This is a genomic window from Pseudomonas sp. NY15364 (genome assembly GCF_048068235.1).
In the GTDB taxonomy this organism is placed as follows: domain Bacteria; phylum Pseudomonadota; class Gammaproteobacteria; order Pseudomonadales; family Pseudomonadaceae; genus Aquipseudomonas; species Aquipseudomonas mendocina_D.
On record NZ_JBLUPX010000027.1, the window covers coordinates 1 to 22,187 of the forward strand.

The window sequence follows — 22,187 nt, forward strand, 5'->3', positions numbered from 1 at the left end:
AAGTAACCAGTGTCGAGTCTAACGCGGAAACGATAGGTTGCAAGCCTCACGAATGGAGGCTTGCATAACCTTCTGATTTATAAGGATTTGTGCTCCTGGTGCAGAATAGCGATTTCAGCGGACGGCTCAGGCGCTTTGTGCCAGGTCCATCAGCTCGCGGTTGGCTACCGCGTACATGGCGTAATCGGTGCCGGTCGCCGAACGCAGCTCGGCCAGCATCGCTTTCCAGCGGTCAACCAGGCGTTGATGCTGGTCGAGCCACAAGGCCACGCGCGCTTCGATCTCCTGCGGGCCATCGGCCATCTGCAGTACCGACACGGTGATCGCACGCTGCTGCCAGTCCAGGTCATCACGGAAGGCTTCGCGGGCCAACGCTTGCCAGTTGTTCTCCACCGGCAGGTTGGTGATCTGTTGCAGGTACCAGGACAGCTCCAGCGAACCGCCGACGGCGAAGTAGGCCGTCGCCACTTCACTGGTGTCCTTGCCGGTGACGTCCGCCGCTTCAATGATCGGCAGCAGCGTGTACAGATGGCTGGTGCCAGCGACCACGCGCGCCAACTCTTCTGGCGTGCCGGCTTCGACGAAGCTCTGGTAGCGCGCCAGCCACTGCTCGCGGGCCGGGCCTTCGAGCAGTTCGTCCAGACGACCAACCAGCGCCTCGATGCGCGGTGCGAAATGCGCCACGTCGCGCGCGGCATCCAGCTCGTTGCGGCGGCTGCGCAGGAACCAGCGGGTGGCACGGCGGCCCAGACGCATCAGCTCGTCCATCAGCTGCAGCTGCAGCTCGGCCGGCACCTTGTAGTCCAGCGCCTCGATCTGCGCCCACCAGTGCGGCAGGCGGAACAGGTCACGCACGATGACGTAGGCGCCGGCGACGTTGGCCGCGCTCATGCCGGTGGACTCCTTCAGGCGTTGCACGAAGGTGATGCCCATGTGGTTGACCAGATCGTTGGCGATCTGCGTGCTGACGATCTCGCGCTTGAGGCGATGGCGACGCATGGCATCGCCGAACTTCTCGGTGAGGATCGCCGGGAAGGCGGTTTCCATCTCGCGCGCCAGGTACTCATCGTCCGGCACCAGGGACTTGAGCAGCGACTCCTTGAGATCGATCTTGCTGTAGGAGATCAGCACCGACAGCTCCGGCCGGGTCAGGCCCTGGCCGTTGGTGGCGCGCTCGTTCAGTTCTTCGTCCGATGGCAGGAACTCCAGGGCGCGATCGAGCTTGCCGGCGCTTTCCAGGGCATTCATCAGGCGCTTGTACTCGCCGACGCGCTCGCGGGCGCGGCGCTCGGCCAGCGACAGCGCCTGGGTCTGCTTGTAGTTATTGCCCAGCACCAGCTCGGACACATCGTCGGTCATCTCGACCAGCAGCTTGTTGCGCTGCTTCTCAGTCATGTCACCAGCGGAGACGATCTCGCCGAGCAGGATCTTGATGTTCACCTCGTGGTCGGAGCAGTCCACACCACCGGCGTTGTCGATGAAGTCGGTGTTGCTGGCGCCGCCGTGCAGGCCGAACTCGACACGGCCGAGCTGGGTCATGCCCAGGTTGCCGCCCTCGCCCACCACCTTGGCGCGCAGTTCACGACCGTCCACGCGCAGGGCGTCGTTGGCCTTGTCGCCGACGTCGGCGTGGCTCTCCTTGCTGGATTTGACGTAGGTGCCGATGCCGCCGTTCCACAACAGATCGACCGGTGCCTTGAGCAGCGCATTGAGCAGCTCGGTGGGCGCCAGCTTGTCGGCGGCGATATCGAAACGCGCCTTCATCTGCGGGGTGATGGCGATGCTCTTGGCACTGCGCAGGAAGATACCGCCGCCATCGGAAATCAGCTTGGTGTCGTAATCAGCCCAGCTCGAACGCGGCAGCTCGAACAGGCGCTTGCGCTCGACGAAGCTCTTGGCCGCATTCGGGTTCGGGTCGATGAAGATGTGCATGTGGTTGAAGGCCGCGACCAGCTGCAGGCTTTCCGACAACAACAGGCCATTGCCGAACACGTCGCCGGCCATGTCGCCGATGCCGATCACGGTGACGTTGTCCTTCTGCACGTCAATGCCGCGCTCGCGGAAGTGACGCTGCACCGACACCCAGCCGCCCTTGGCGGTGATGCCCATGCCTTTGTGATCGTAGCCGGCCGAGCCGCCAGAGGCGAAGGCGTCACCGAGCCAGAAGTCGTATTCGGCGGCGATACCGTTGGCGATGTCGGAGAAGGTCGCGGTGCCCTTATCCGCCGCCACCACCAGATAGGGGTCATCAGCGTCGTGGCGTACCACGTTCTGCGGCGGTACTACCTCGCCTTCCTTGAGGTTGTCGGTGATATCCAGCAGGCCGCTGATGAAGATGCGGTAGCAGGCGATACCCTCGGCCATCACCTCGTCACGCGAACCGCCGACCGGCATCTTGCGCGGTACGAAGCCGCCTTTGGCGCCCATCGGCACGATCACCGCGTTCTTCACCTGCTGCGCCTTGACCAGGCCGAGCACTTCGGTACGGAAGTCCTCTTCGCGATCCGACCAGCGCAGGCCGCCACGGGCGACGTCGCCGAAGCGCAGGTGCACACCCTCGACGCGCGGGCTGTAGACGAAGATTTCGAACTTCGGCACCGGGCGCGGAATATCCGGAATCAGCCGTGGGCTGAGTTTGAAGCTGAAGTAGGACTTGGCCGCGCCGCTGGCATCGGCCTGGAAGAAGTTGGTGCGCAGGGTGGCTTTGATCAGGTCCAGGTAGCGACGCAGGATGCGGTCTTCGTTGAGCACGGCGACATTGTCCAGCGCAGCCAGGATGGCCTGCTCGAGCTTCTGCTGCTTGTCTTCCAGATCATCGGCAGTGAGCTTGCGCGCCAGGTAGAACCGGGTGCGGAACAGGCGCACCAGTTCCTTGGCGATATCGGCGTGGTTGACCAGGGTGGCGGCGATGTAGCTCAGCGAGAAACCCAGGCGAATCTGCTTGAGATAGCGGGCATAGGCCCGCAGCAGCGCCACGTCACGCCAGGGCATGGCGGCGGTGAGCACCAGGCGGTTGAAGGCGTCGTTCTCGGCATCGCCGCCGACGATATGGATGAAGGCGTCCTGCAGCGTGTCGTTGAGCTGCTGGATGTCGACGTCGAGGCCTTCGGCGTAGGTGAAGGCGAAGTCGTGAATCCAGAACTCGCGGCCATCGGCACGGCGCAGCTTGTAGGGGAACTCACCGAGCACACGCAGGCCGAGGTTCTCCAGAATCGGCAGCACGTCGGATAACGGCAACGGCGTATCGGCGTGATACAGCTTGCAGTGCAGTTGCTGATCGCCCTGCGCCAGTGGCTGATAGAAGCTCATCACCAGCGGCTTGTCGTTGCTCAGGCTGAGCAGGTGCTGCATGTCCACCACCGCCGAGTGCGGGGCGAAACGCTCGCGGTAACCGGCCGGGAAGCCACCGGGGAATTCGGCCAGTACGCTGGTGCCCTGGGCTTCTCCGAGGCTTTCCACCATCAGGCTGGCGTAGTCGTCCTTCCACGAACGGCAGGCCTGGATGACTTCCTTCTCCAGACGCACGGGGTCGATCTGGGTCTTGTTCTTCGGATCGACGCGCAGGATGAACTGCACACGCGCCAGCACCGACTCGGAGAAGAAGGTCCAGAACTCGCAGTCGGTGGCCTGCAGGCGCTCCATCAGCACCTGCTGGATCTTCATCCGGGTCTCGGTGGAGTACACGTCGCGCGGCACGTAGGCCAGGCAGTAGCAGAAGCGGCCGTAGGGATCGCGACGCAGGAACACGCGGATCTTGTTGCGCTCCTGAATCTGCACGATGGAAAGCGCCGTGCTGAACAGGTCGTCCACCGGGGTCTGGAACAGGTCGTCACGCGGCAGCACTTCCAGCACCTGGGCCAGTTCCTTGCCGAGGTGGGCGCTGCTGTCGAAGCCGGAACGCTGTTTGATCACGTCCACCTTGCGGCGAATGTAGGGGATGTTCCATACGCTCTCGGCGTACACCGCCGAGGTGTACAAGCCCATGAAGCGGCATTCCTTGACCACGTTGCCTTTGGCATCGAGCTCGCGGATGGAGACGAAATCCGGGTAGGCCGGACGGTGCACCCGGCTCGGCACCGCAGCCTTGGCGAAGGACAGCAGTTGCGGTTCGCGCAGATAGGCCACCGCCTCCGGCTCGATATGCAGTTCCTCGGCGGACAATCCGGTGCGCAGGCGCTTGGACAGACCCAGCAGGGATTTCTCGTCGTAGACCATAGTGCCGCCGTCGGCGGTCGGCGCGACGGTGAACTCTTCATAGCCGAGGAAGGTGAAATGGTTGTCCAGCAACCAGTTCAGGTACACCTTGATTTCGTCCAGCTCGGCCTTGTCCACCTTGAGCTTGGCGCGATCCAGCCAGGCCAGCAGCTCACGTGCCTTGGCCTTCATAGGCTGGAAGTCGGCGACGCTCATACGCACGTCACCAAATACCTCGTGAATGGCCTTCTCCAGAGTTTTCAGCTCGGCAGCGCTGGAGCAGCGGTCGATCTCCAGAAACATCAGCGCTTCCTGCAGCACGCCCTCACCCTGGGTGCCGCGCGGCAGGATTTCCAGCAACTGACCATTCTGATCACGGCGTACGCTGAATACGCTGTTCTGCAGCGTGTGGATGCTGTAGCCATGGCGGTTCAGTTCCATGCGCACCGAGTCAACCAGGAACGGGATGTCACTATGCAGGATTTCCACCGCGGTGTGGGTGGACTGCCAGCCATGCTTCTCGTAATCGGGGTTGAACGCGCGTACCTGCGGCTTGGCGTGATCGAACTGCTCCAGCATGCGCCAGGCCGACAGGGTGCAGCCGACAAGGTCAGACAGGCGCCGCTGGGTCAACTCTTCAAGGGCGATGATGCCGAAGAACTGTTCGGCGAAAAGGGCTACTTGTGGCAGCGCCCGCTCACTCACGTGTTGTGCCAGGGCCGCTTGCAGTTGGTGCTGGAAGTCGGCTTTGCTGGCCGCCGTAAAGAACGCCATGGTTTTGCTCCATTGGGCTAGTGGCTCGACAGGAGGTCTGGATCGCTGCCGTGAGGTGTTAGTTCAACGTTAGTCCATGAAGCGACAATGACACTTGCGAGTCGCATGCGGACTGGCGTGAAGAGCGCGACCAACGGGTCACACATAACCAGCGAGCTTAACGAGGGATGGCCTGCAACCGCTTGCGGCGCTGCGACATTTTCTTTCAAGGCTGCATCGACACGGTGCATTGCCGATGGAGCCCTGCGCAAGCTGAAGGCCCCCATCCTCAGCAGACCTTCGACGGGAGGCGAATGCGCACTCAAACTTGAGCCGAATGTAAAAGGCCACGTTAGCCATAGACTTTTCTTCAAGTTGTATGACAACTTGCCGACTCCTGAGAATCATCCTGAAGAAGATGGCGAGGCGTTATCGTGAGCTTTTTACTGTCCTGGCAACAAAAATTCCGAGCCCTTATCGCGCTCACCCTGATCAGCCTGATCTTGATGGCGGCCGCTTCTCTGTGGGCCAGCCATAGCGTCAGCAGTGCATTACAGGCAAGGGAACAGGCAGCCGCCTATGCCAGCGCCAGCACTCAGTTGATGAACCACTGGTGGCAACAGAACGCGTTGCGCCAGCAGATCACCCCCGACCTGCAGCAAGCGTTCAATGACGGCCTTGGCGAATTGCAAGATCTTGTCGGACAACTGTTAACACAAGCCCAGGCCCTAGAAGATGACGCCACCTTGCAACACGCCCAGCAGATCCAGGCCGTGCTGCTTGAGGAACTGGCACAACAGCGCCAGTGGCTGAGCCTCAATCTGACCCTGGGGCTGACACCTTTCGAGGGCCAACGCAAAACACTGACGGAAAAAGGCAAGGGGTTGGAGGCGATCAGTTTCGACCTGATCAAACCCTTCATTACCAGTGCCCTGAGCAGCCAGCGTGATTATCTGTCGACATTCGATCCAGCCTTCGCCCAGATTGCTCTGACGGCCATCGGCAAACTGCAGGAGCAGATCGCGGATCTCGAATGGCAAGACACGCCGATCGGCAAGAACGTGCAGGGCTATGCCCAGGCGTTCACTGATATCCACGGCAACATCCAGCGCATCAACGCGACCAATCAGCGCCTGCGCCAACTCGGCGAGCAATTGCAGACGCGCATTGACGAGCAAGCGCAAGCACTGCAGAGCGGCCTGTTATTGCGCCGCACGCAGGAAGCCGAACAGGCGCGCCTGTCGGCACTGTGGATGATGGGGCTGAGCTTCCTTGCCGTTGCTGCCCTGCTCTGCTTCACCCTGCTGCAGGCGTCGCGCACGCTGGTCACCCGCCTGCGCAATGCCACCCAGTTGCTCACTCAGGTCGCTTCCGGCGATCTCACCGGCAAGCTGCCGCTAGGCAGCAACCCGCGTGACGAATTCAACCAGTTGGCCGAATCCGCCAACCGCATGATCCAGGGCATCGGCGGCATCGTTGCCGAGGTGGTGCGCGCCAACGGCGAGCTGAGCCGCCTGCACCATCACCTGGGCGATGCCATGCGCCAATTGGGCGACAACAGCACCCAGGTGGAGATACAGACCGAGCAGGCTGCCTCGGCCTCACATCAGATCAGCGCCACCCTCAACGACATGGCGCAACGCACCGCCGAAGTCGGCACCGCCACCACCAGCGCTTACGATGCCGCGCGCGATGGCGGCAAGGTAATCGCTGCCAGCGTCGACAGCATGAGTCGCCTGGCGCAGCTGATTCAGGACACCCACAGCCAGGTCGATGCTCTCGGCCAAAGCAGCGCAAGGGTCAACGGCATCGTCGATGTGATCAACAGCCTCGCCGACCAGACCAACCTGCTCGCTCTCAACGCGGCCATCGAGGCGGCAAGAGCGGGTGACGCCGGCCGCGGCTTCTCGGTGGTGGCCGATGAGGTGCGCTCGCTGGCGCAGAAGACGGTCTCGGCAACCACCGACATCAGCGCCATCGTCGGCGAGTTCCAGCAGCAGACCCGTCACATGCACCAGTTGATGAGCAATGGCCTGAACCTGGCCGCCGACAGCGAGCGACATGCCGCTCAGGTAGCCGACGCCATTAGCTCCATCACCTCGGCGATGGAGCGCCTGACCGGCGAGATGAACCAGGTCGTGGTGGCCATCGAGGAAGTGTCCACCACCACCGAAGACATCGCCGACAAGATGGAAACCATCAACGTGCATACCGGGCAAAGCAAGGACCTGCGCCATACCCTGGGCGGCCATACCGAGGGGCTGTCGTCTCAGGTCGATGCATTGGGACGCAGCGCCAGTCAGTTCCGACTGGCCTGAGCCCCATCGACTTTTCCTATATAGGGTGCACGTTTTAATTAGTTGGACGCCTCAGGCAGGTCGTTGAAAAATGACCGCCATGGATGACGGCTACGGCCGTCGCAAGCCGTGCCAGCACCGGCCTATCGCTGCCTGTCTGAGGAGCTCCCGCGTGAACGATCTGCTTCTGAACTGTGACATCGGCGAAAGCTTCGGCGCCTGGACCATGGGCCTGGACGCCGAGGTCATGCCCTACATCGACTGCGCCAACATCGCCTGCGGCTTCCACGCTTCCGACCCCAGCGTAATGCGCAAGACCGTGGCCCTGGCCGTGGCTCACGGCGTACGCATCGGCGCGCACACCGCCTACCAGGATCTGGTCGGCTTCGGCCGCCGCTCGATGGACTGCACCCCGCAGGAAGTCGAAGACCTGATGCTCTACCAGATCGGTGCCCTCGAAGGCCTCTGCCGCAGCCAGGGTGCCCGCGTCAGCTACGTCAAGCCGCACGGCGCGCTGTACCAGGACATGATGCGCAAACCCGCCACCCTGCGCGCGGTGATGAGCGCCGTGGCCAAGTACGACCGCCAGTTGCCACTGATGCTGATGAGCACCCGCGACAACAGCGCGGCGCAGGCCCTCGGCGATGAATTCGGCCTTACCCTGTGGTTCGAGGCCTTCGCCGACCGCGCCTACGATGCCGCCGGTTTCCTGGTCAGCCGCAGCCTGCCGGGCGCTGTGCATCACGACAGCGAAATCATCGTCAATCAGGCCATGACCCTGGCGCGTGGCGAGGCGCTGCAGGCCAGCGACGGCAGCGCATTGCAACTGAACGCGCAGACCCTGTGCGTGCATGGCGACAACGCCAGCTCGGTGGCTGCCGTGCAACGTATCCGGCAGGCCTTCGACGGCCTGGCACAGGCATGAAGGCGCCCAACGTCCGGCTGGAAGTCGCCGGCATCGACAGCCTGATCCTGCGCCTGTTCGACTTTATCGATGAAGCCAACATGCCGTGGATGCTGGCAGCGCGCATGCGCCTTCAGGAAGTGTTCGGCGGCGCGCTGATCGACCTGGTGCCCTCCTACACCACCCTGTTGTTGCACTACGACCTGTGCCAACTCGACAGCAAGCAGGCGCGGGCAAAGGTCGCAGAAGCGCTCGATGGCTTGCAACCGGCCGACCTGCAGGGCGGCCGCGAACACCAGTTGCCCACCTGGTACGACCGCAGCGTCGGCCCGGAGCTGCAACTGCTGGCACGCCGTAGCGGGCTCAGCGAGGCCGAAGTGATTAGCCGTCATAGCGGCCATGCCTATCAGGTGTTCGCCCTGGGCTTCGCCCCCGGTTTCGCCTTCATGGGGCTGGTCGAGGAAACCCTCGCTGCGCCACGCCTGAGCACACCGCGCAAGCGCATCGCCGCCGGTAGCGTCGGTATCGCCGAGCGGCAGACAGCCGCCTACCCAGTGGTTTCGCCCGGAGGCTGGAACCTGATCGGACGCACGCCAAGTCGTCTGTTCGGCAGCGATATCGAAGGCTATAGCCTGCTGCAACCCGGTGATCGCGTGCGCTTCGTAGCCATCGACCGCGCCGAGTTCATCCGTCTGGGCGGCGACGACAGTCCGCTGGAGGCCAGCCAATGAGCTCTCTTGATGGCGGCTTGCGTGCATTGCGCAGCAGCCCTTTCGTTCAGTTGCAAGATGGTGGACGTTTCGGCGTACGCCACCTTGGTGTGACCCAGTGCGGGGCCCTGGACTGGATCGCCCATCGCTGGGCCAACTGGTTGCTGGGCAATCCGCTGACTGCCGCCGTGGTGGAGATCACTCTGGGCAATGCCGAGTTCGAATGCAGCCGCGACGCCACCCTGGCGCTAACCGGTGCCGACCTCGGTGCACGGCTGGACGACCAGCCGCTAACACCGTGGCGCAACTTCGCAGTCCGCGAAGGCCAGCGCCTGAGCTTCGCCCAGCCGCGCCAGGCCGCGCGTGCCTACCTGGCTGCGCCGGGTGGATTCCAGGCGCCAGTGGTGCTCGGCAGCTGCGCCAGCATGCTGCGTGAAGGCCTGGGAGGTCTGCACGGCGATGGCCGTGCCATTGCTGTCGGCGACTCGCTGGGCTGGACCGCTGCCACGGGCGCAACGCGGCAGATGCCCGCCGAATTCATTCCCGAATATCAGGCTGCGCCTCGCCTGCAACTGGTACTGGGCGCGCAAATTGGCGACTTTCGCGGGCAGAGCCTGTTCGACGCCTTCAACAGTGAATGGCTGATCGACCAACGCGCCGACCGCATGGGCATTCGCCTGAACGGTCCGCAACTGCAATGCCAGCGGGGCTCAATGATCTCCGAAGGTATCCCCCTGGGCGCCGTACAGGTGCCGCCGGACGGCCAGCCGATCATCCTGCTCAATGATCGTCAGACCATCGGTGGCTACCCGCGCCTGGGTGCGCTGACGCCACAGGCCGTGGCTCGGCTGGCGCAATGCCTGCCAGGGCAGACCGTACACCTTGTCCCCACCACGCAGGACAGCGCCCTGCTAACCCAGCGTCAACTCCTCGCGCAGTGGCAATAGCGACGCGTAGCAATGGCCCACCTGCGGCAATGGCGGGTCATTGCGGCGCTGGCGATCAGCCTCTCATTTCTGTTGCCAGACTGTTCATGAACAGCGCCGCAGATAGCGGCTGAAGCCGCAAATGCATTAAAGTCGGCGGTCTGCACGCGCGGCAATCAAAGCCCCGCCCATCCGCCAGAAGAGCCCTACGATGGAACACCGTGAAGCGCTGGTCGCGTTACGCCAATTTCTCTCCACTCAGATCCTCGGCCAGGAAAAGCTCATCGAGCGTTTGCTGATCGCCCTGCTCGCTGATGGCCATCTGCTGGTCGAAGGCGCCCCTGGTCTGGCCAAGACCAAGGCGATCAAGGAGCTGGCCGAAGGCATCGAGGGCGAGTTCCATCGCATCCAGTTCACCCCGGATCTGCTGCCAGCAGACATCACCGGCACCGAGATCTACCGCCCGGAAACTGGCAGCTTCGTGTTCCAGCAGGGGCCGATCTTCCACAACCTGGTGCTGGCCGACGAGATCAACCGCGCCCCGGCCAAGGTGCAGTCGGCGCTGCTCGAAGCCATGGCCGAGCGCCAGGTCTCGGTCGGACGCTCGACCTACGACCTGTCGCCGCTTTTTCTGGTCATGGCCACGCAGAACCCCATCGAGCAGGAAGGCACCTACCCGCTGCCCGAAGCGCAGCTCGACCGCTTCCTTATACACGTGAAGATCGGTTTTCCCGACGCGGCCGTGGAGCGCAAGATCCTCGCCCAGGCCCGCGGCGATGCGCTCAATGGTGAGGCCAAGCCCGAGCATCGGGTCAGCCAGCAGGCGGTGTTCGCCGCACGCAAGGAGATTCTCGGCCTGTACATGGCCGATGCCGTGGAGGAGTACCTGGTGCAACTGGTGATGGCCAGCCGCACCCCGGCCAAGTTCGATGCCGAGCTGGCCGACTGGATCGCCTATGGCGCCAGCCCGCGCGGTTCCATCGCTCTCGACCGCTGCGCGCGCGCGCATGCCTGGCTGGCCGGGCGCGACTTCGTCAGCCCGGAAGATATCCAGGCGGTGCTGTTCGACGTGCTGCGCCACCGCATCATCCTGTCCTTCGAGGCCGAAGCCTCGGGCGTCGATCAGGACCGCGTGATCCAGCGCATCCTCGACGTGGTGGCGGTGGCCTGATGCAACCGCGCGACCTGCGCTCGCCCTGCGTAGCCCGGATACAATCCTGGACTGCTTGCGCTGCCTCCCCGGATTGCATCCGGGCTACGGGCTGAAGCCCATGCAAACCCCGGCCGGCAACCCCGGCATCCATATCGCCCTCGGCGAGCTCATCGACATGCGCCACAAGGTGCATGAAGTGCCGCTGTTCTCCACCCCGGCCCGCCGTAGCCCGCTGATCGGCCTGCATCACTCCAAGCTGCGCGGCCGTGGTGTGGACTTCGACCAGGTGCGCGTCTACCAGCCGGGCGACGATGTGCGCACCATCGACTGGCGCGTCACCGCACGTACCCAGGAGCCGCACACCAAGCTGTTCCACGAAGAGCGCGAGCGTCCCATCTTCATCATCAGCGAGCAGAGCCAACGCCTGTTCTTCGGTTCCGGCCAATGCTTCAAGTCGGTGCTGGCCGCTCGCGCGGCTGCGCTGATCGGCTGGGCCGCGCTGGGTCACAACGATCGCATCGGCGGCCTGGTGTTCGCCGACAACGAGCATCACGAGGTCAAGCCACGGCGCAGCAAGCAGAGCCTGCTGCAACTGCTCAACCTGCTGGCCCGCGCCAACCAGGCGCTCGGTCCGGAAAGCCAGGCCAACACCAGCCGCGACAATTTTGGCCTGGCCCTGCGTCGCGCCCGCGAGGTGCTGCGCCCGGGCAGCCTGGTAATCGTGCTCTGCGATGAACGCGCCCTCAGCGACAACGCCGAACAGCAACTCACCTTGCTCGCACGCCACACGGACCTGTTGCTGCTGCCGCTGTCCGATCCGCTCGACCACGCCTTGCCGGCCGCCGGCCTGCTGCGCTTCACCCAGAACGGTGCGCAGCTGGAGCTCGACAGCCACAACGGCGACCTGCGCCAGGCTTATCGCACCCAGGCCCAGGCCCGTGAGGCACGCTGGCAGCGCCTGGCACAGAAACTGGGCGTGCCGTTGCTGCCGCTGAGCACACAGTTCGAACTGGTCGAGCAATTGCAGGAGCAGCTCAGCAGCCTGCACGCGAGAAAATCCCTATGAACCCCATCGACCAGTTGCAGCCGCTGATCGATCCAGCGCCCGTGCCCTGGTGGCCACCGGCACCCGGCTGGTGGTTGCTGGCTGTGCTCTTGCCACTGCTGGGTTGGAGCCTGTGGCGCTTGCTGCGCAATTGGCGACGCCGTCCGCCAAAGGTGGCCACACAGCAAACACTCGACCCACTGCGCCAGGCTGCGCTCGACGAGCTGTCGCGCCTGAGCAAGCCCTTCGACGGCGCCCCAGCCGGCCCCTGGCTGCAGCAGCTCAACGCCCTGCTCAAGCGCCTGTGCCGCGAACGCTATCCCGAGAGTGCCAGCCACACCCTGAGCAGCCGCGCCTGGCTGGCGTTTCTCGATAACCGCTGTCCGGCGGCGGGTCTGACCCGCTGGATGATACTCGTCGACGGTAGCTACAGACCGCAGTGCACGTTGAGCGACAAGGCCATAGTGGAGCTCGATCAGGCCATCGCCACCTGGATTCGCAAGCATGTTTGAGTTCGCCTGGCCCTGGGTCTTTCTGCTCGCGCCGCTGCCCTGGCTGCTGCGTCTGCTGCTGCCGCCGGCCGACAGCGGTGATGCGGCGCTGCGCGTCGGCTTTCTCGACGAGTTGCAGGCCCTGAGCGCGCGTCGCGCCCGTGCTGCCCTGCCCAGCTGGCGCCAGCAAGCGCCGCTGGTGCTGCTCTGGTGCCTGTTATTGTGCGCTGCCGCCCGGCCACAGTGGGTAGGAGAACCTCTGCCGCTGCCGGCCAGCGGCCGCGATTTGCTGCTCGCCGTGGACGTCTCCGGTTCCATGGATTACGCCGACATGCAGTGGGATGACGAGCCGATCAGCCGCCTGGAGCTGGTCAAGCGCCTGCTCGGCGATTTCATCGAAGGTCGCCGTGGCGATCGCGTTGGCCTGATCCTGTTCGGCAGCCAGGCCTATCTGCAGGCGCCGTTGACCTTCGACCGCCACACCGTACGCACCTGGCTGGACGAGGCGCTGATCGGTATCGCCGGTAAGAACACCGCCATCGGCGACGCCATCGGCCTGGCGGTCAAACGCCTGCGCCAGCGCCCGGCGCAAAGTCGCGTGCTGGTGCTGATCACCGACGGCGCCAACAACGGCGGCGAAATCGATCCGATGGTGGCTGCACAACTGGCCGCCGATGAAGGTGTGCGTATCTATGCCATCGGCATCGGCGCAGACCCACAGCAAAGCGGTGCATTCGGCAGCTTCGGCTTCAGCGCGTTGGATCTGGACGAAACCAGCCTGCGCGCGATCACTGACGTCACGGGCGGTGAGTATTTCCGCGCACGCAATCAGGCCGAGCTGACCCAGATCGAACAGACCCTCGACCGCCTCGAGCCCGTCGCCCAGCAACCCACCCTCGCCCGCCCGGCCCAGGCCCTCTATGCCTGGCCACTGGCGCTGGCGCTGTTGGGCTCGCTGCTGTTGGTCAGCCAGGTGCTCTGGCCTGACCTGCTACAGCGATTCAGGAGGCGTACATGAGCATGCTCTGGCCGGAATGGCTGCGCCCATTGTGGCTGCTGGCCGCGCCCTTGCTGGCCTGGTTACTCTGGCGCCTGTGGCATCGCGAGCGCCAGAGCGGGCGCTGGCAACTGTTGCTGCCCCCTGTATTCCATCAGGCGCTGCTCAAGGGCGGCAGCGGCCGCTCCAGCAAGCTGCCCTGGCTGGCACTCGGCCTGGCCTGGCTGCTCGCCGTACTGGCGCTACTCGGCCCCAGTTGGCAGCGCGTCGAGCAGAGTAACCAGAAGCCTGCCGACCCACTATTAATCCTGCTCGAACTGACGCCGCAGATGCTCGCAACCGACGGCCGCCCCAATCGCCTGGAGCAGGCTCGGCGCAAGCTACTCGACCTGCTCGAAGCCCGTCGCGACGCGCAGACGGCGATCATCGTTTACGCCGGCAGCGCACACAGTCTGGTGCCGCTGTCCGATGACCTGGCCACCAGCCGCAACCTGCTGGAAGCGCTTAAACCGTCGCTGATGCCGGAGCCGGGCCGACGCGCCGATCTGGCCGTCGCGCGCGCGCTACAACTGCTCGACCAGGCGCAACTGGGCCAGGGTCGCCTGCTACTGATCACCAGCGCCCTCGATGATGAGGAACGCAGCGGCATCCAGCAGGCACTGGAGAAACGCTCGGTACCGCTGCTGGTGCTTGGCGTGGGTAGTCGCGAAGGCGCGCCAGTGGTGCAAGAGGACGGTAGCTTTCTCAAGGACTCGCGCGGCGCCATCCTGATCCCACGTCTGGATGCACGCGGCCTGCGGGAAACCGCCGAGGCCCATGGCGGCCGCTATGCGCCGATCCGCCTGGACGACGATGACCTGCGCCGCCTTGGCCTGCTCGATGGCCCACAGGCCATGCGCGCGGCAGGTGAGCCGACCTTGCTCGACAGCCATATCGACCAGGGCTACTGGCTGCTGCTGCCACTGCTATTGCTGGCCGCCTGTGCCGGGCGCCGCGGCTGGCTGTTCTGCCTGCCACTGCTGCTGATGCTGCCGCCACAAAACAGCCAGGCCTTCGAATTCGACGACCTCTGGCTGCGCCGCGATCAGCAGGGCCAGCGCCTGCTGGAAGCACAACGCCCTGACGAGGCCGCCCAGCGCTTCGTCGATCCGCAGTGGCAAGGCAAGGCTCTCTATGAGGCCGAGGATTACTCTGCCGCCGCAGAGCGTTTCGCCAAGGGCGACAGCGCCATCGATCACTACAATCGCGGTAACGCCCTGGCCAAGGCCGGTGAACTGGAAGCGGCGCTGGATGCATATGAGCAGGCCCTGGAACGCCAGCCGGAGCTGGCGGCCGCGCAGCACAACAAGGCCCTGGTGGAAGAAGCGCTGCGCCAGCGCGAGAATCAGCAGCAATCCGACGAGGGTGACTCGGCCGAGCAGCAGGCACCCGACGACGATCAGGCCGAGCCGAAGGAATCCACGGCCGGCCAGCCCGCCGACAGCACCGCTGCACAGCCTACCCAGCCGAGCAGTAGCGGTGAGAACAGCGAAAGCAACGCAGTACAGGGCAGCGCGAATGGCGCCGTGGAAGACAGCCAACCCGACAGCCACACCGACAGTGCCTCCCCAGACGATGCCGAGCCCGTTGAGCAACCCCGCACGGAAGCCGACCTGGGCACCGCGGCAGAACGTCGGCAAGCGCTGGAACAATGGCTGCGGCAGATCCCGGACGACCCGGCGGAGCTGCTGCGGCGCAAATTCTGGTATGAACAGCAACAGCGTCAGGACTCGAACCGATGAAGCGTCTGGTCTTCCTGCTTCTTCTAGTGCTCGCGGGGCAGGCCCATGCCGAAGCCTTTTTCGCCAGCGTCGACCGCACTCGCCTGAGCGAAGGCGAAACCGTGGTACTGACGCTGGAGTCGACTGACCCGACCCGCTTTGGTCGGCCCGACTTGAGCCCGCTGGAGAAAGACTTCGAGGTACTTGGCAGCCGTCAGGTTAACCGTCTGAGCAGCATCGGCGATGCACCGCGCGCCAGCACTCGCTGGATCCTCACCCTGCAGCCGCGCCGCAACGGCGAGGTGACAATCCCGGCAATCCGCCTGGAAGACGCCGAAACCCTGCCGATCACGCTGAATGTCGAGTCAGCCGTCAGCGCTGGCGATGGCGATGGCGAACAACTGGCACCGGTATTCATCGATGCCAGCCTCGATCAGGATAACGTCTACGTCCAGGCCCAGGCGGTGCTGACCCTGCGCATCTACCACTCGGTGTCCATGTACGACGACAGCAGCCTGACGCCGCTGCGGCTGCCCGATGCCCGCGTCGAACAACTGGGCGAACCGCGCACTTACGAAAAGAGCATCGGCGGCGTGCTGCACGGCGTGATCGAACTGCAGTACGCCATCTACCCGCAACGCAGCGGCGAGCTGGTGATTCCCGGACAGACCTTCAGCGCCACCCTGGTCGACCGCTCGCGCAGTACCGACTTCCTGCCATTCGGGCCACGCACCGGCAAGGTCTCACGGGTCAAGTCCCCCGACATTCCGTTGCAGGTCAAACCCAAGCCGGCCGACTACCCGGCCGATGCGCCCTGGCTGCCGGCGCGTGCGCTGGGCCTGGCGGAAACCTGGAACCCGCAACCGGAGCAGAGCCAGGTCGGCGACTCCCTGACCCGCCGCCTGATTCTCAAGGTCGACGGACTTTCCAGCGCCCAGTTGCCGCCATTGCCGGCGACCCAGGTCGACGGCCTGCGTCGCTACCCGGATCAGCCGCAGATGAACGACCAGAAGAGCGAAACCGGCATCATCGGCACCCGCGAGGAACGCGAGGCGCTGGTGCCTAATCGCAGCGGCAGTTTCGACCTGCCGCCTCTGGAAGTGCTGTGGTGGAACACCCAGACCGACACACTGGAGCGCACCACCCTCTCCGCCCGCACGTTGCAGGTCGCGGCAAACCCGCAACTGCAGAACGATGAACAACCCAATACACCGATGGTGACGACCCAGGTGATCGAGGGGCCGGACCTGTGGCCCTGGCAGTTGGCCTGCGCGCTCTTGAGCGTAACCACGCTGCTCGGCTTTGGCTTGTGGTGGCATGCCCGCCGGCAACCGGCGATCCAGCGCACGGCACAGAGCGGCCCCAGCCCGCGTACGCTACTCGACGACATCAAGCGGGCCTGCCAGGCCGGCGATGCCCAGGCCACGCGTCATGCACTCGACGCCTGGGCCCGTCAGCAACCGGAAACCCTCGCCGATATGGCCGCACGCTACGTACCGCTGTCGGACGCCCTGGACGGGCTCAACGGTGCGCTGTACAGCGAAGTTGGCCAACAGTGGCAAGGCGAGGAGCTGTGGAAAGCGATTCGCAACTTGCCCGCCACACAGGAGCCAAGCGCAGCGCCGCAGGAAAGCAACGCGCTACCGCCGCTGTATCCACGCTAGCGCTGCTCTCGCGGGCATCGAAGCGAACCCCCACGCAGCACGGTCGGATCACGGCGACAACGCCACTTGTCAGGCGCCTACGGATTGCAATGGCCCCACAGAACTGTAGGAGCCGGCTTGCCGGCGATACACCCTATAGCAGCGATGATCGCCAGCAAGCTGGCGCCTACAAAGCGCACCGCGGAAACATACCGATAGCCCATAAAAAAACCGCGGCCCAAAGGCCGCGGTTTTCGTTCTACGCGATAGGCATCAAGCCTTGGCGCGCATTTTCTCGGTGTTGATCAGGAAACGAGCCAGAGCCGGCAGCAGCCAGATCGCACCGATCATGTTCCACAGGAACATGAAGGTCAGCATCAAGCCCATGTCTGCCTGGAACTTGATCGCCGAGAAGATCCAGGTCGCCACACCGATGGCCAGGCAGACACCGGTGAACAGTACCGCCTTACCCGTGGACTTCAGCGTCTCGTAGTAGGCTTCCTGCAGCGGCATGCCCTGACGCAGGTAGGTCTCCAGACGGCTGTAGATGTAGATGCCATAGTCGACACCGATACCCACACCCAATGCGATCACCGGCAGCGTGGCGACCTTCACACCGATACCCATGAAGGCCATCAGCGCGTTACCCAGCACCGAGGTCAACACCAGTGGCAGGATCACGCAGAGGGTCGCTGCCAGCGAGCGGAAGGTCAGCAGACACATGATGCTCACCGCCGCGTAGACGGCGATCAGCATGGTGGTCTCGGACTCGGCGATTACCTCGTTGGTCGCGGCTTCGATACCGGCGTTACCGGCAGCCAGTACCACCTGAAGGTCGTCAGTGGTGTGCTGCGCAGAGAACTCTTCAGCCGCAGCCACGGCGCGCGACAGGGTCTCGGCCTTGTGGTCCTCGAGGAACACCAGCACCGGCGCCACCGAGCAGTCGGCGTTGTACAGGCCTTCGGCACGGGCAATGGAGTTGTTCAGTACGTCCTGGTTACGCGACAGGGTTTCCCATTTCAGGTTGCCCTCGTTCATGCCCTTGATCACCTGTTTGGACACGGTGACCATGGAGATGGCCGACTGCACGCCCTCGGTGTTCTCCATCTTCCACATCAGCTCGTCCATGGCGGCCAGGCTGTCATAGGTAGAGCAGCCTTCGGGGCCGGTCTTGATCATGACTACCAGTACGTCGGAACTGGTCGAGTAGTTGCGGATGACGAAGTCGTTGTCCAGGTTGTAGCGCGAGTCCGGATGCAGTTCCGGCGCGCCCTGATCGAGGTCGCCGATCTTCAGGTTCTGCCCGTACCAGACACCACCAGCCAGCGCCACCACGGCAACGACAACGGAGATCGGTGCCACCATCGGATGGGCGAAGTTGGAAATGGCGCGCCAGACCGGATGATCCTTGGCAGCCTCCTCGCGGCTCTTCTTCACCGCACGGTTGCCGATACCGATATAGGAAATCACGACCGGCAGCAGGATCAGGTTGGTGAGGATGATCACCGCCACACCCATCGATGCTCCGATGGCCAGTTCGCGGATCACGCCGATATCGATCAGCAGCAGGGTAACGAAGCCAACTGCGTCGGACAGCAGCGCCACCAGCCCCGGGATGAACAGTTGGCGGAATGCCATGCGCGCGGCGGAGAGTGCATCGGTCGCCTCACCCGATGCCATGGCGATGCCGTTGATCTTCTGCACGCCATGAGAGATGCCGATGGCAAATACCAGGAATGGCACCAGCATCGAGTAGGGATCGAGACCGAAGCCCAGGGTGTGCAGCAAGCCCAGCTGCCAGATCACCGCGACCAGCGTGGTGATCAGCACCGCCAAGGTGCTCTTGACGCAGTGGGTGAACCACAGCAGCAGCACGAAGGTGATGCCGATGGCCACGGCAAAGAACAGCGCCACACCGATCAGGCCATCGATGAGATCACCGACCTTCTTGGCGAAGCCGATGATATGCACCTTGACGTTGGGATTCTGCGCCTCGTACTTCTGGCGAATCTTGTCTTCAAGCTCGTGAGAGAACTTCTGGTAGTCCAGCTTGATCAGCTTGCTCTGATCATTCGGGTCCGGGTAGGACTCGAGCAGCGGAATATCGACGATGCTGGACTTGAAGTTGTTCGCCACCAGGCGACCGATCTGACCGGACTTGAGAATGTTGCTACGCAGATCCTCAAGGCTATCTGCAGAACCGTCGTAGGTCTGCGGGATCACTTCGCCGCCAGCAAAGCCCTCTTCGGTCACTTCGGTCCAGCGCACGCTCGGACTCCACAGCGACTTCAGACCGGAGCGGTCGACGCCAGGAATGTAGAACGCCTCGTCATTGATCTGCCGCAGCGTTTCCATGTATTCCTTGCTGAAGATGTCACCATCGGTGGCTTCCACCGAGATGCGCACCGTGTTACCCAGGTTGGCCAGGTCATTACGGTGTTCGAGCATCTTCTGAATATAGGGGTGCCCCAGCGGAATCATCTTCTCGAAGCTGGTCTGCGGGCGTACCTGGGCAGCCTGATAGAACAGGAAGATGCTGATCAGCAGGCAGATCAGGATCACCGCCGGGCGATTGTTGAAAATCAGCCGCTCGAGGAAGGAAGCAGGCTGTTGTTGGTGCTTGGTCATGCAAAGGCTCCCGGCTTGTTATTGTTGGCCCAGATCGGCGCCAGTCGAGGCGGCGAGGTGAACGCCGCCCTGCCCCACCAGGATCAGGTTGCCGTTATCCAGTGCAGCTACCCCGGCCAGCGAAAGGCGGTCGGGACGGTTGATGAGACTGAACGTCTGACCGTGATCCTTGCTGCGCAACACGGTGCCACCGTGCCCTACCACAGCGACGTTGCCATCATTGAGCAGCGCGCCATCGGCCAGACCGAACTCCAGCGGACCATTGTTCGGCGTATTGAGTTTGACCTGCTGCCAGCTATCACCGAAGTCGGTGGAACGGAACAGGTGGCCGCGCAGGCCGTAGGCCAGCAAGGTGGCCGACTGGTCGGTGCCGAGCACGCCGAACAGCGAACCCTCGTAGGGCAGATCCTCGATGCGTTCCCAGGTCTGGCCCCAGTCAGCGGAGCGGAACATCTGGCCCAGCTCACCGACGATAAACAGGCCCGAGTCCTTCACAGCGGCAATGGCATTGAGGTGATAGGCGTCTTCGTTGTCGAGACGATCGCTGACGTCTTCCCAGCTCTGGCCACCATCGGTGGTTTCCAGCAGCGCGCCATAAGCGCCCACGGCGTAGCCGGTCTCAAGATCCTTGAACCAGATATCCAGCAGCGGCGCCTCGCGTTCGAGGTCTTCGTACTGCTTGGTCCAGGTCAGGCCACCATCGGTGGTCGCGAGAATCTGCGCATCATGACCGACCACCCAACCATGCTGGGCATCGACGAAAAACAGGGAGGTCAGCATCTGGCGAGTCGGCACCTTGGCCTGCTGCCAGCTTTGCCCCTGGTCGTTGGAATAGAGAATGTGGCCACGGTCGCCAACGGCAACCAGGCGCTCGCCGGTGTTGACCACATCGAGCAACAGGCTGTGCACGGCCTTGGGCGACTCGATGGCGTAGCCGGCATCAGCCGCAGCCGAAGTCTCGGCCTGCAAGGGTGCGGCAGCGAAAGCCAGAATGGAAAGCACACTGCACAGCGAGAGCGCTTTAGCCAGCGGCGAATGGACACGGAGCGCCGATTTGCGCGCCAGGATGGGCGCCAGACCGGACTGGGTGCGCCGCATGACGGGCTCACTCATATACCTTCCCCCTTTCTTGTTATAGGCGGTACTGCTGATTAGCAGGCCGCTCATCCTAGCGAGCTTCGGAAAGCCCTGACAATTGGCGCGACGTTATGTTTTGTTAAGGCAAAAACCGCGTGATAGAAGCCTATCCATCAAGCTGATACGAAAAGGCCGCTACTACTGTAGCGGCCTTCGCGTGAGACTACACGACTATTATCGCGTACCGCGGCGACGCAGGGCTGCTGGCTTGAAGTAGCCGTCGTCCGGAGTGGCCTGGGTGAAGTCGATGGTATTGCTCTCTTCGTTGTCCAGGTTCTGCACGTGATAACGACGCGCCTGCAGATCATGGAACACATCGAGCGCGGACCAGGTGGTCGGCAGGTCGTAGTAGTTCTTCAGGTAGGCGATGGATACGCGCCACAGCTCGCCACGACCGTCGTACTGATCCACCACCGCAGCCTGCCAGCTGTCCTCGTCGAGGAACAGGGTACGCTTGGAGTAGATGTGGCGGGCGCCGGACTTCAGCGTGCCCTCGACCACCCATACGCGGTGCAGCTCGTTACGGGTCAGCGCCGGGTTGAGGTGACCAACCTGCAGCAGATCCTTGTACTTAACCTCGGGGCTGGTGACCTTGTAGTTGTTGTACGGGATGTAGATTTCCTTCTTGCCCACCAGTTTCCAGTCATATCGATCCGGGGCACCGTTGAACATGTCGGTGTCGTCGGCGGTACGCAGACCGTCAGCAGCGGCGATCGGGGTGTCGTAGGCCAGGTTCGGCGCACGACGCACGCGGCGCTGACCGGCGTTGTAACCCCAGGCCTGACGGGGTTCCTTGACCTGATCCAGAGTCTCGTGAACCAGTACCGCACCACCGGCCAGACGCGCCGGGCTGGTGGTGAAGGACAGGTAGTAGAACATGATGTTGTTCAGGTCGGCGAAGGAGCCGTTCTGCAGGTAGTACTTGAACAGCGCTTCCTGCTGGGAAGTGACCAGCGAGTAGGCGCCATTGCGCTGCACCGCCACTTCCGAAGCGCGACGCACAATGTAGGTACCACGGTAGCGGGCGATGTGGTTCCACAACGCCTCGACACCGTTCTGCGGGATCGGGAACGGGATGCCGCCGTAGGCATCGGAGAAGCCGTTGCCGCCATCGACCAGCTTGGCGCTGGTGGCGTTCTTGGCGGTGTTGTCATAGACCCACTGCGGCGCGGAGCCGGAGCGGCGGGTCTGGTAGACCGGCATCTGGTAGGTTTCCGGATAAGCCTTGAACATGGCGATCTGACCGGGAGTCAGGTTGGCCTCGTACTGGCTAAGGTTGGCCGCGGTGATGGTGAACAGCGGCTTGTCGTCCGGGAACGGATTAACGTGGTGCTGGCCAGAGCGAGTGTAGCCAGCCGGCGCCTGAGTGATGCCACCGGTCCAGGCCGGAATGGTGCCGGCGGCGTTGCCGGCTTTTTCGGCGCCGAAGGGGGTCAGGGTATCGCCAAGTTTTGCGGCTTCCTGCGGGGAAACGGCAGCCAGCGCTGAGCCGGCGGAAAACGCCAGTGCAACGGCTACGGCCATCAGCCTGTGCTTGTTCAGCATGGGT

14 protein-coding genes are annotated in these 22,187 nt (G+C 63.6%); 10 read left to right on the top strand and 4 right to left on the bottom strand.

Annotated features, from left to right (window positions below):
• Positions 1-126: 126 nt before the first annotated feature.
• Positions 127-4,968, bottom strand: a complete 4,842-nt coding sequence (locus tag ACNFCJ_RS18995; protein ID WP_416773039.1) for an NAD-glutamate dehydrogenase — start codon at positions 4,966-4,968, stop codon at positions 127-129.
• Positions 4,969-5,381: 413 nt separating this feature from the next.
• Here ACNFCJ_RS18995 and ACNFCJ_RS19000 point away from each other — a divergent pair, with 413 nt between their 5' ends.
• From ACNFCJ_RS19000 to ACNFCJ_RS19045, 10 genes are all read left to right on the top strand, one after another.
• Positions 5,382-7,265: a methyl-accepting chemotaxis protein gene (locus tag ACNFCJ_RS19000; RefSeq protein ID WP_416773041.1), complete on the top strand. Its 1,884-nt coding sequence runs from the start codon at positions 5,382-5,384 to the stop codon at positions 7,263-7,265.
• A gap of 151 nt (positions 7,266-7,416) precedes the next feature.
• Positions 7,417-8,169: a 5-oxoprolinase subunit PxpA gene (locus ACNFCJ_RS19005; RefSeq protein WP_416773043.1), complete on the top strand. Its 753-nt coding sequence runs from the start codon at positions 7,417-7,419 to the stop codon at positions 8,167-8,169.
• Entirely contained in the window at positions 8,166-8,879 is a 714-nt protein-coding gene (locus tag ACNFCJ_RS19010) for a 5-oxoprolinase subunit B family protein (protein WP_416773044.1), read from the top strand. The genes ACNFCJ_RS19005 and ACNFCJ_RS19010 overlap by 4 nt, the downstream gene beginning before the upstream one ends.
• Positions 8,876-9,805, top strand: a complete 930-nt coding sequence (locus ACNFCJ_RS19015; RefSeq protein ID WP_416773045.1) for a biotin-dependent carboxyltransferase family protein — start codon at positions 8,876-8,878, stop codon at positions 9,803-9,805. The genes ACNFCJ_RS19010 and ACNFCJ_RS19015 overlap by 4 nt, the downstream gene beginning before the upstream one ends.
• A gap of 190 nt (positions 9,806-9,995) precedes the next feature.
• Complete coding sequence (locus ACNFCJ_RS19020) at positions 9,996-10,955, top strand: AAA family ATPase (protein WP_416773047.1); 960 nt, start codon at positions 9,996-9,998, stop codon at positions 10,953-10,955.
• A 100-nt stretch (positions 10,956-11,055) separates the two neighbouring features.
• Positions 11,056-12,003, top strand: a complete 948-nt coding sequence (locus tag ACNFCJ_RS19025; protein WP_416773049.1) for a DUF58 domain-containing protein — start codon at positions 11,056-11,058, stop codon at positions 12,001-12,003.
• Complete coding sequence (locus tag ACNFCJ_RS19030; RefSeq protein WP_416773050.1) at positions 12,000-12,494, top strand: DUF4381 domain-containing protein; 495 nt, start codon at positions 12,000-12,002, stop codon at positions 12,492-12,494. The genes ACNFCJ_RS19025 and ACNFCJ_RS19030 overlap by 4 nt, the downstream gene beginning before the upstream one ends.
• Positions 12,487-13,491 carry a vWA domain-containing protein gene (locus ACNFCJ_RS19035; protein ID WP_416773052.1) on the top strand — a complete coding sequence of 335 codons (1,005 nt, stop codon included), beginning with the start codon at positions 12,487-12,489 and terminating at the stop codon, positions 13,489-13,491. The genes ACNFCJ_RS19030 and ACNFCJ_RS19035 overlap by 8 nt, the downstream gene beginning before the upstream one ends.
• Positions 13,488-15,251 carry a VWA domain-containing protein gene (locus ACNFCJ_RS19040; protein WP_416773054.1) on the top strand — a complete coding sequence of 588 codons (1,764 nt, stop codon included), beginning with the start codon at positions 13,488-13,490 and terminating at the stop codon, positions 15,249-15,251. Before ACNFCJ_RS19035 ends, ACNFCJ_RS19040 begins: the two co-directional genes overlap by 4 nt.
• Entirely contained in the window at positions 15,248-16,894 is a 1,647-nt protein-coding gene (locus tag ACNFCJ_RS19045; RefSeq protein WP_416773055.1) for a BatD family protein, read from the top strand. Before ACNFCJ_RS19040 ends, ACNFCJ_RS19045 begins: the two co-directional genes overlap by 4 nt.
• 252 nt (positions 16,895-17,146) lie before the next feature.
• Here ACNFCJ_RS19045 and ACNFCJ_RS19050 read toward each other — a convergent pair whose 3' ends face one another.
• The 3 genes from ACNFCJ_RS19050 to ACNFCJ_RS19060 form a co-directional block, all read right to left on the bottom strand.
• Entirely contained in the window at positions 17,147-19,501 is a 2,355-nt protein-coding gene (locus tag ACNFCJ_RS19050) for an efflux RND transporter permease subunit (RefSeq protein WP_416773056.1), read from the bottom strand.
• A gap of 18 nt (positions 19,502-19,519) precedes the next feature.
• Positions 19,520-20,614 (bottom strand): WD40/YVTN/BNR-like repeat-containing protein, encoded by a 1,095-nt coding sequence (locus ACNFCJ_RS19055; protein ID WP_416773057.1) that lies wholly within the window; start codon positions 20,612-20,614, stop codon positions 19,520-19,522.
• Between the two features lie 198 nt (positions 20,615-20,812).
• Positions 20,813-22,183, bottom strand: a complete 1,371-nt coding sequence (locus ACNFCJ_RS19060; RefSeq protein ID WP_045735214.1) for a DUF1329 domain-containing protein — start codon at positions 22,181-22,183, stop codon at positions 20,813-20,815.
• Positions 22,184-22,187: the final 4 nt, after the last annotated feature.

Bases quoted from the DNA above. Each gene is read 5' to 3' on its own strand.
- ACNFCJ_RS18995 (WP_416773039.1), bottom strand. From the start codon at position 4,968: ATGGCGTTCTTTACGGCGGCCAGCAAAGCCGACTTCCAGCACCAACTG.
- ACNFCJ_RS19010 (WP_416773044.1), top strand. From the start codon at position 8,166: ATGAAGGCGCCCAACGTCCGGCTGGAAGTCGCCGGCATCGACAGCCTG.
- ACNFCJ_RS19015 (WP_416773045.1), top strand. From the start codon at position 8,876: ATGAGCTCTCTTGATGGCGGCTTGCGTGCATTGCGCAGCAGCCCTTTC.
- ACNFCJ_RS19020 (WP_416773047.1), top strand. From the start codon at position 9,996: ATGGAACACCGTGAAGCGCTGGTCGCGTTACGCCAATTTCTCTCCACT.
- ACNFCJ_RS19025 (WP_416773049.1), top strand. From the start codon at position 11,056: ATGCAAACCCCGGCCGGCAACCCCGGCATCCATATCGCCCTCGGCGAG.
- ACNFCJ_RS19030 (WP_416773050.1), top strand. From the start codon at position 12,000: ATGAACCCCATCGACCAGTTGCAGCCGCTGATCGATCCAGCGCCCGTG.
- ACNFCJ_RS19035 (WP_416773052.1), top strand. From the start codon at position 12,487: ATGTTTGAGTTCGCCTGGCCCTGGGTCTTTCTGCTCGCGCCGCTGCCC.
- ACNFCJ_RS19040 (WP_416773054.1), top strand. From the start codon at position 13,488: ATGAGCATGCTCTGGCCGGAATGGCTGCGCCCATTGTGGCTGCTGGCC.
- ACNFCJ_RS19045 (WP_416773055.1), top strand. From the start codon at position 15,248: ATGAAGCGTCTGGTCTTCCTGCTTCTTCTAGTGCTCGCGGGGCAGGCC.
- ACNFCJ_RS19050 (WP_416773056.1), bottom strand. From the start codon at position 19,501: ATGACCAAGCACCAACAACAGCCTGCTTCCTTCCTCGAGCGGCTGATT.
- ACNFCJ_RS19055 (WP_416773057.1), bottom strand. From the start codon at position 20,614: ATGAGTGAGCCCGTCATGCGGCGCACCCAGTCCGGTCTGGCGCCCATC.
- ACNFCJ_RS19060 (WP_045735214.1), bottom strand. From the start codon at position 22,183: ATGCTGAACAAGCACAGGCTGATGGCCGTAGCCGTTGCACTGGCGTTT.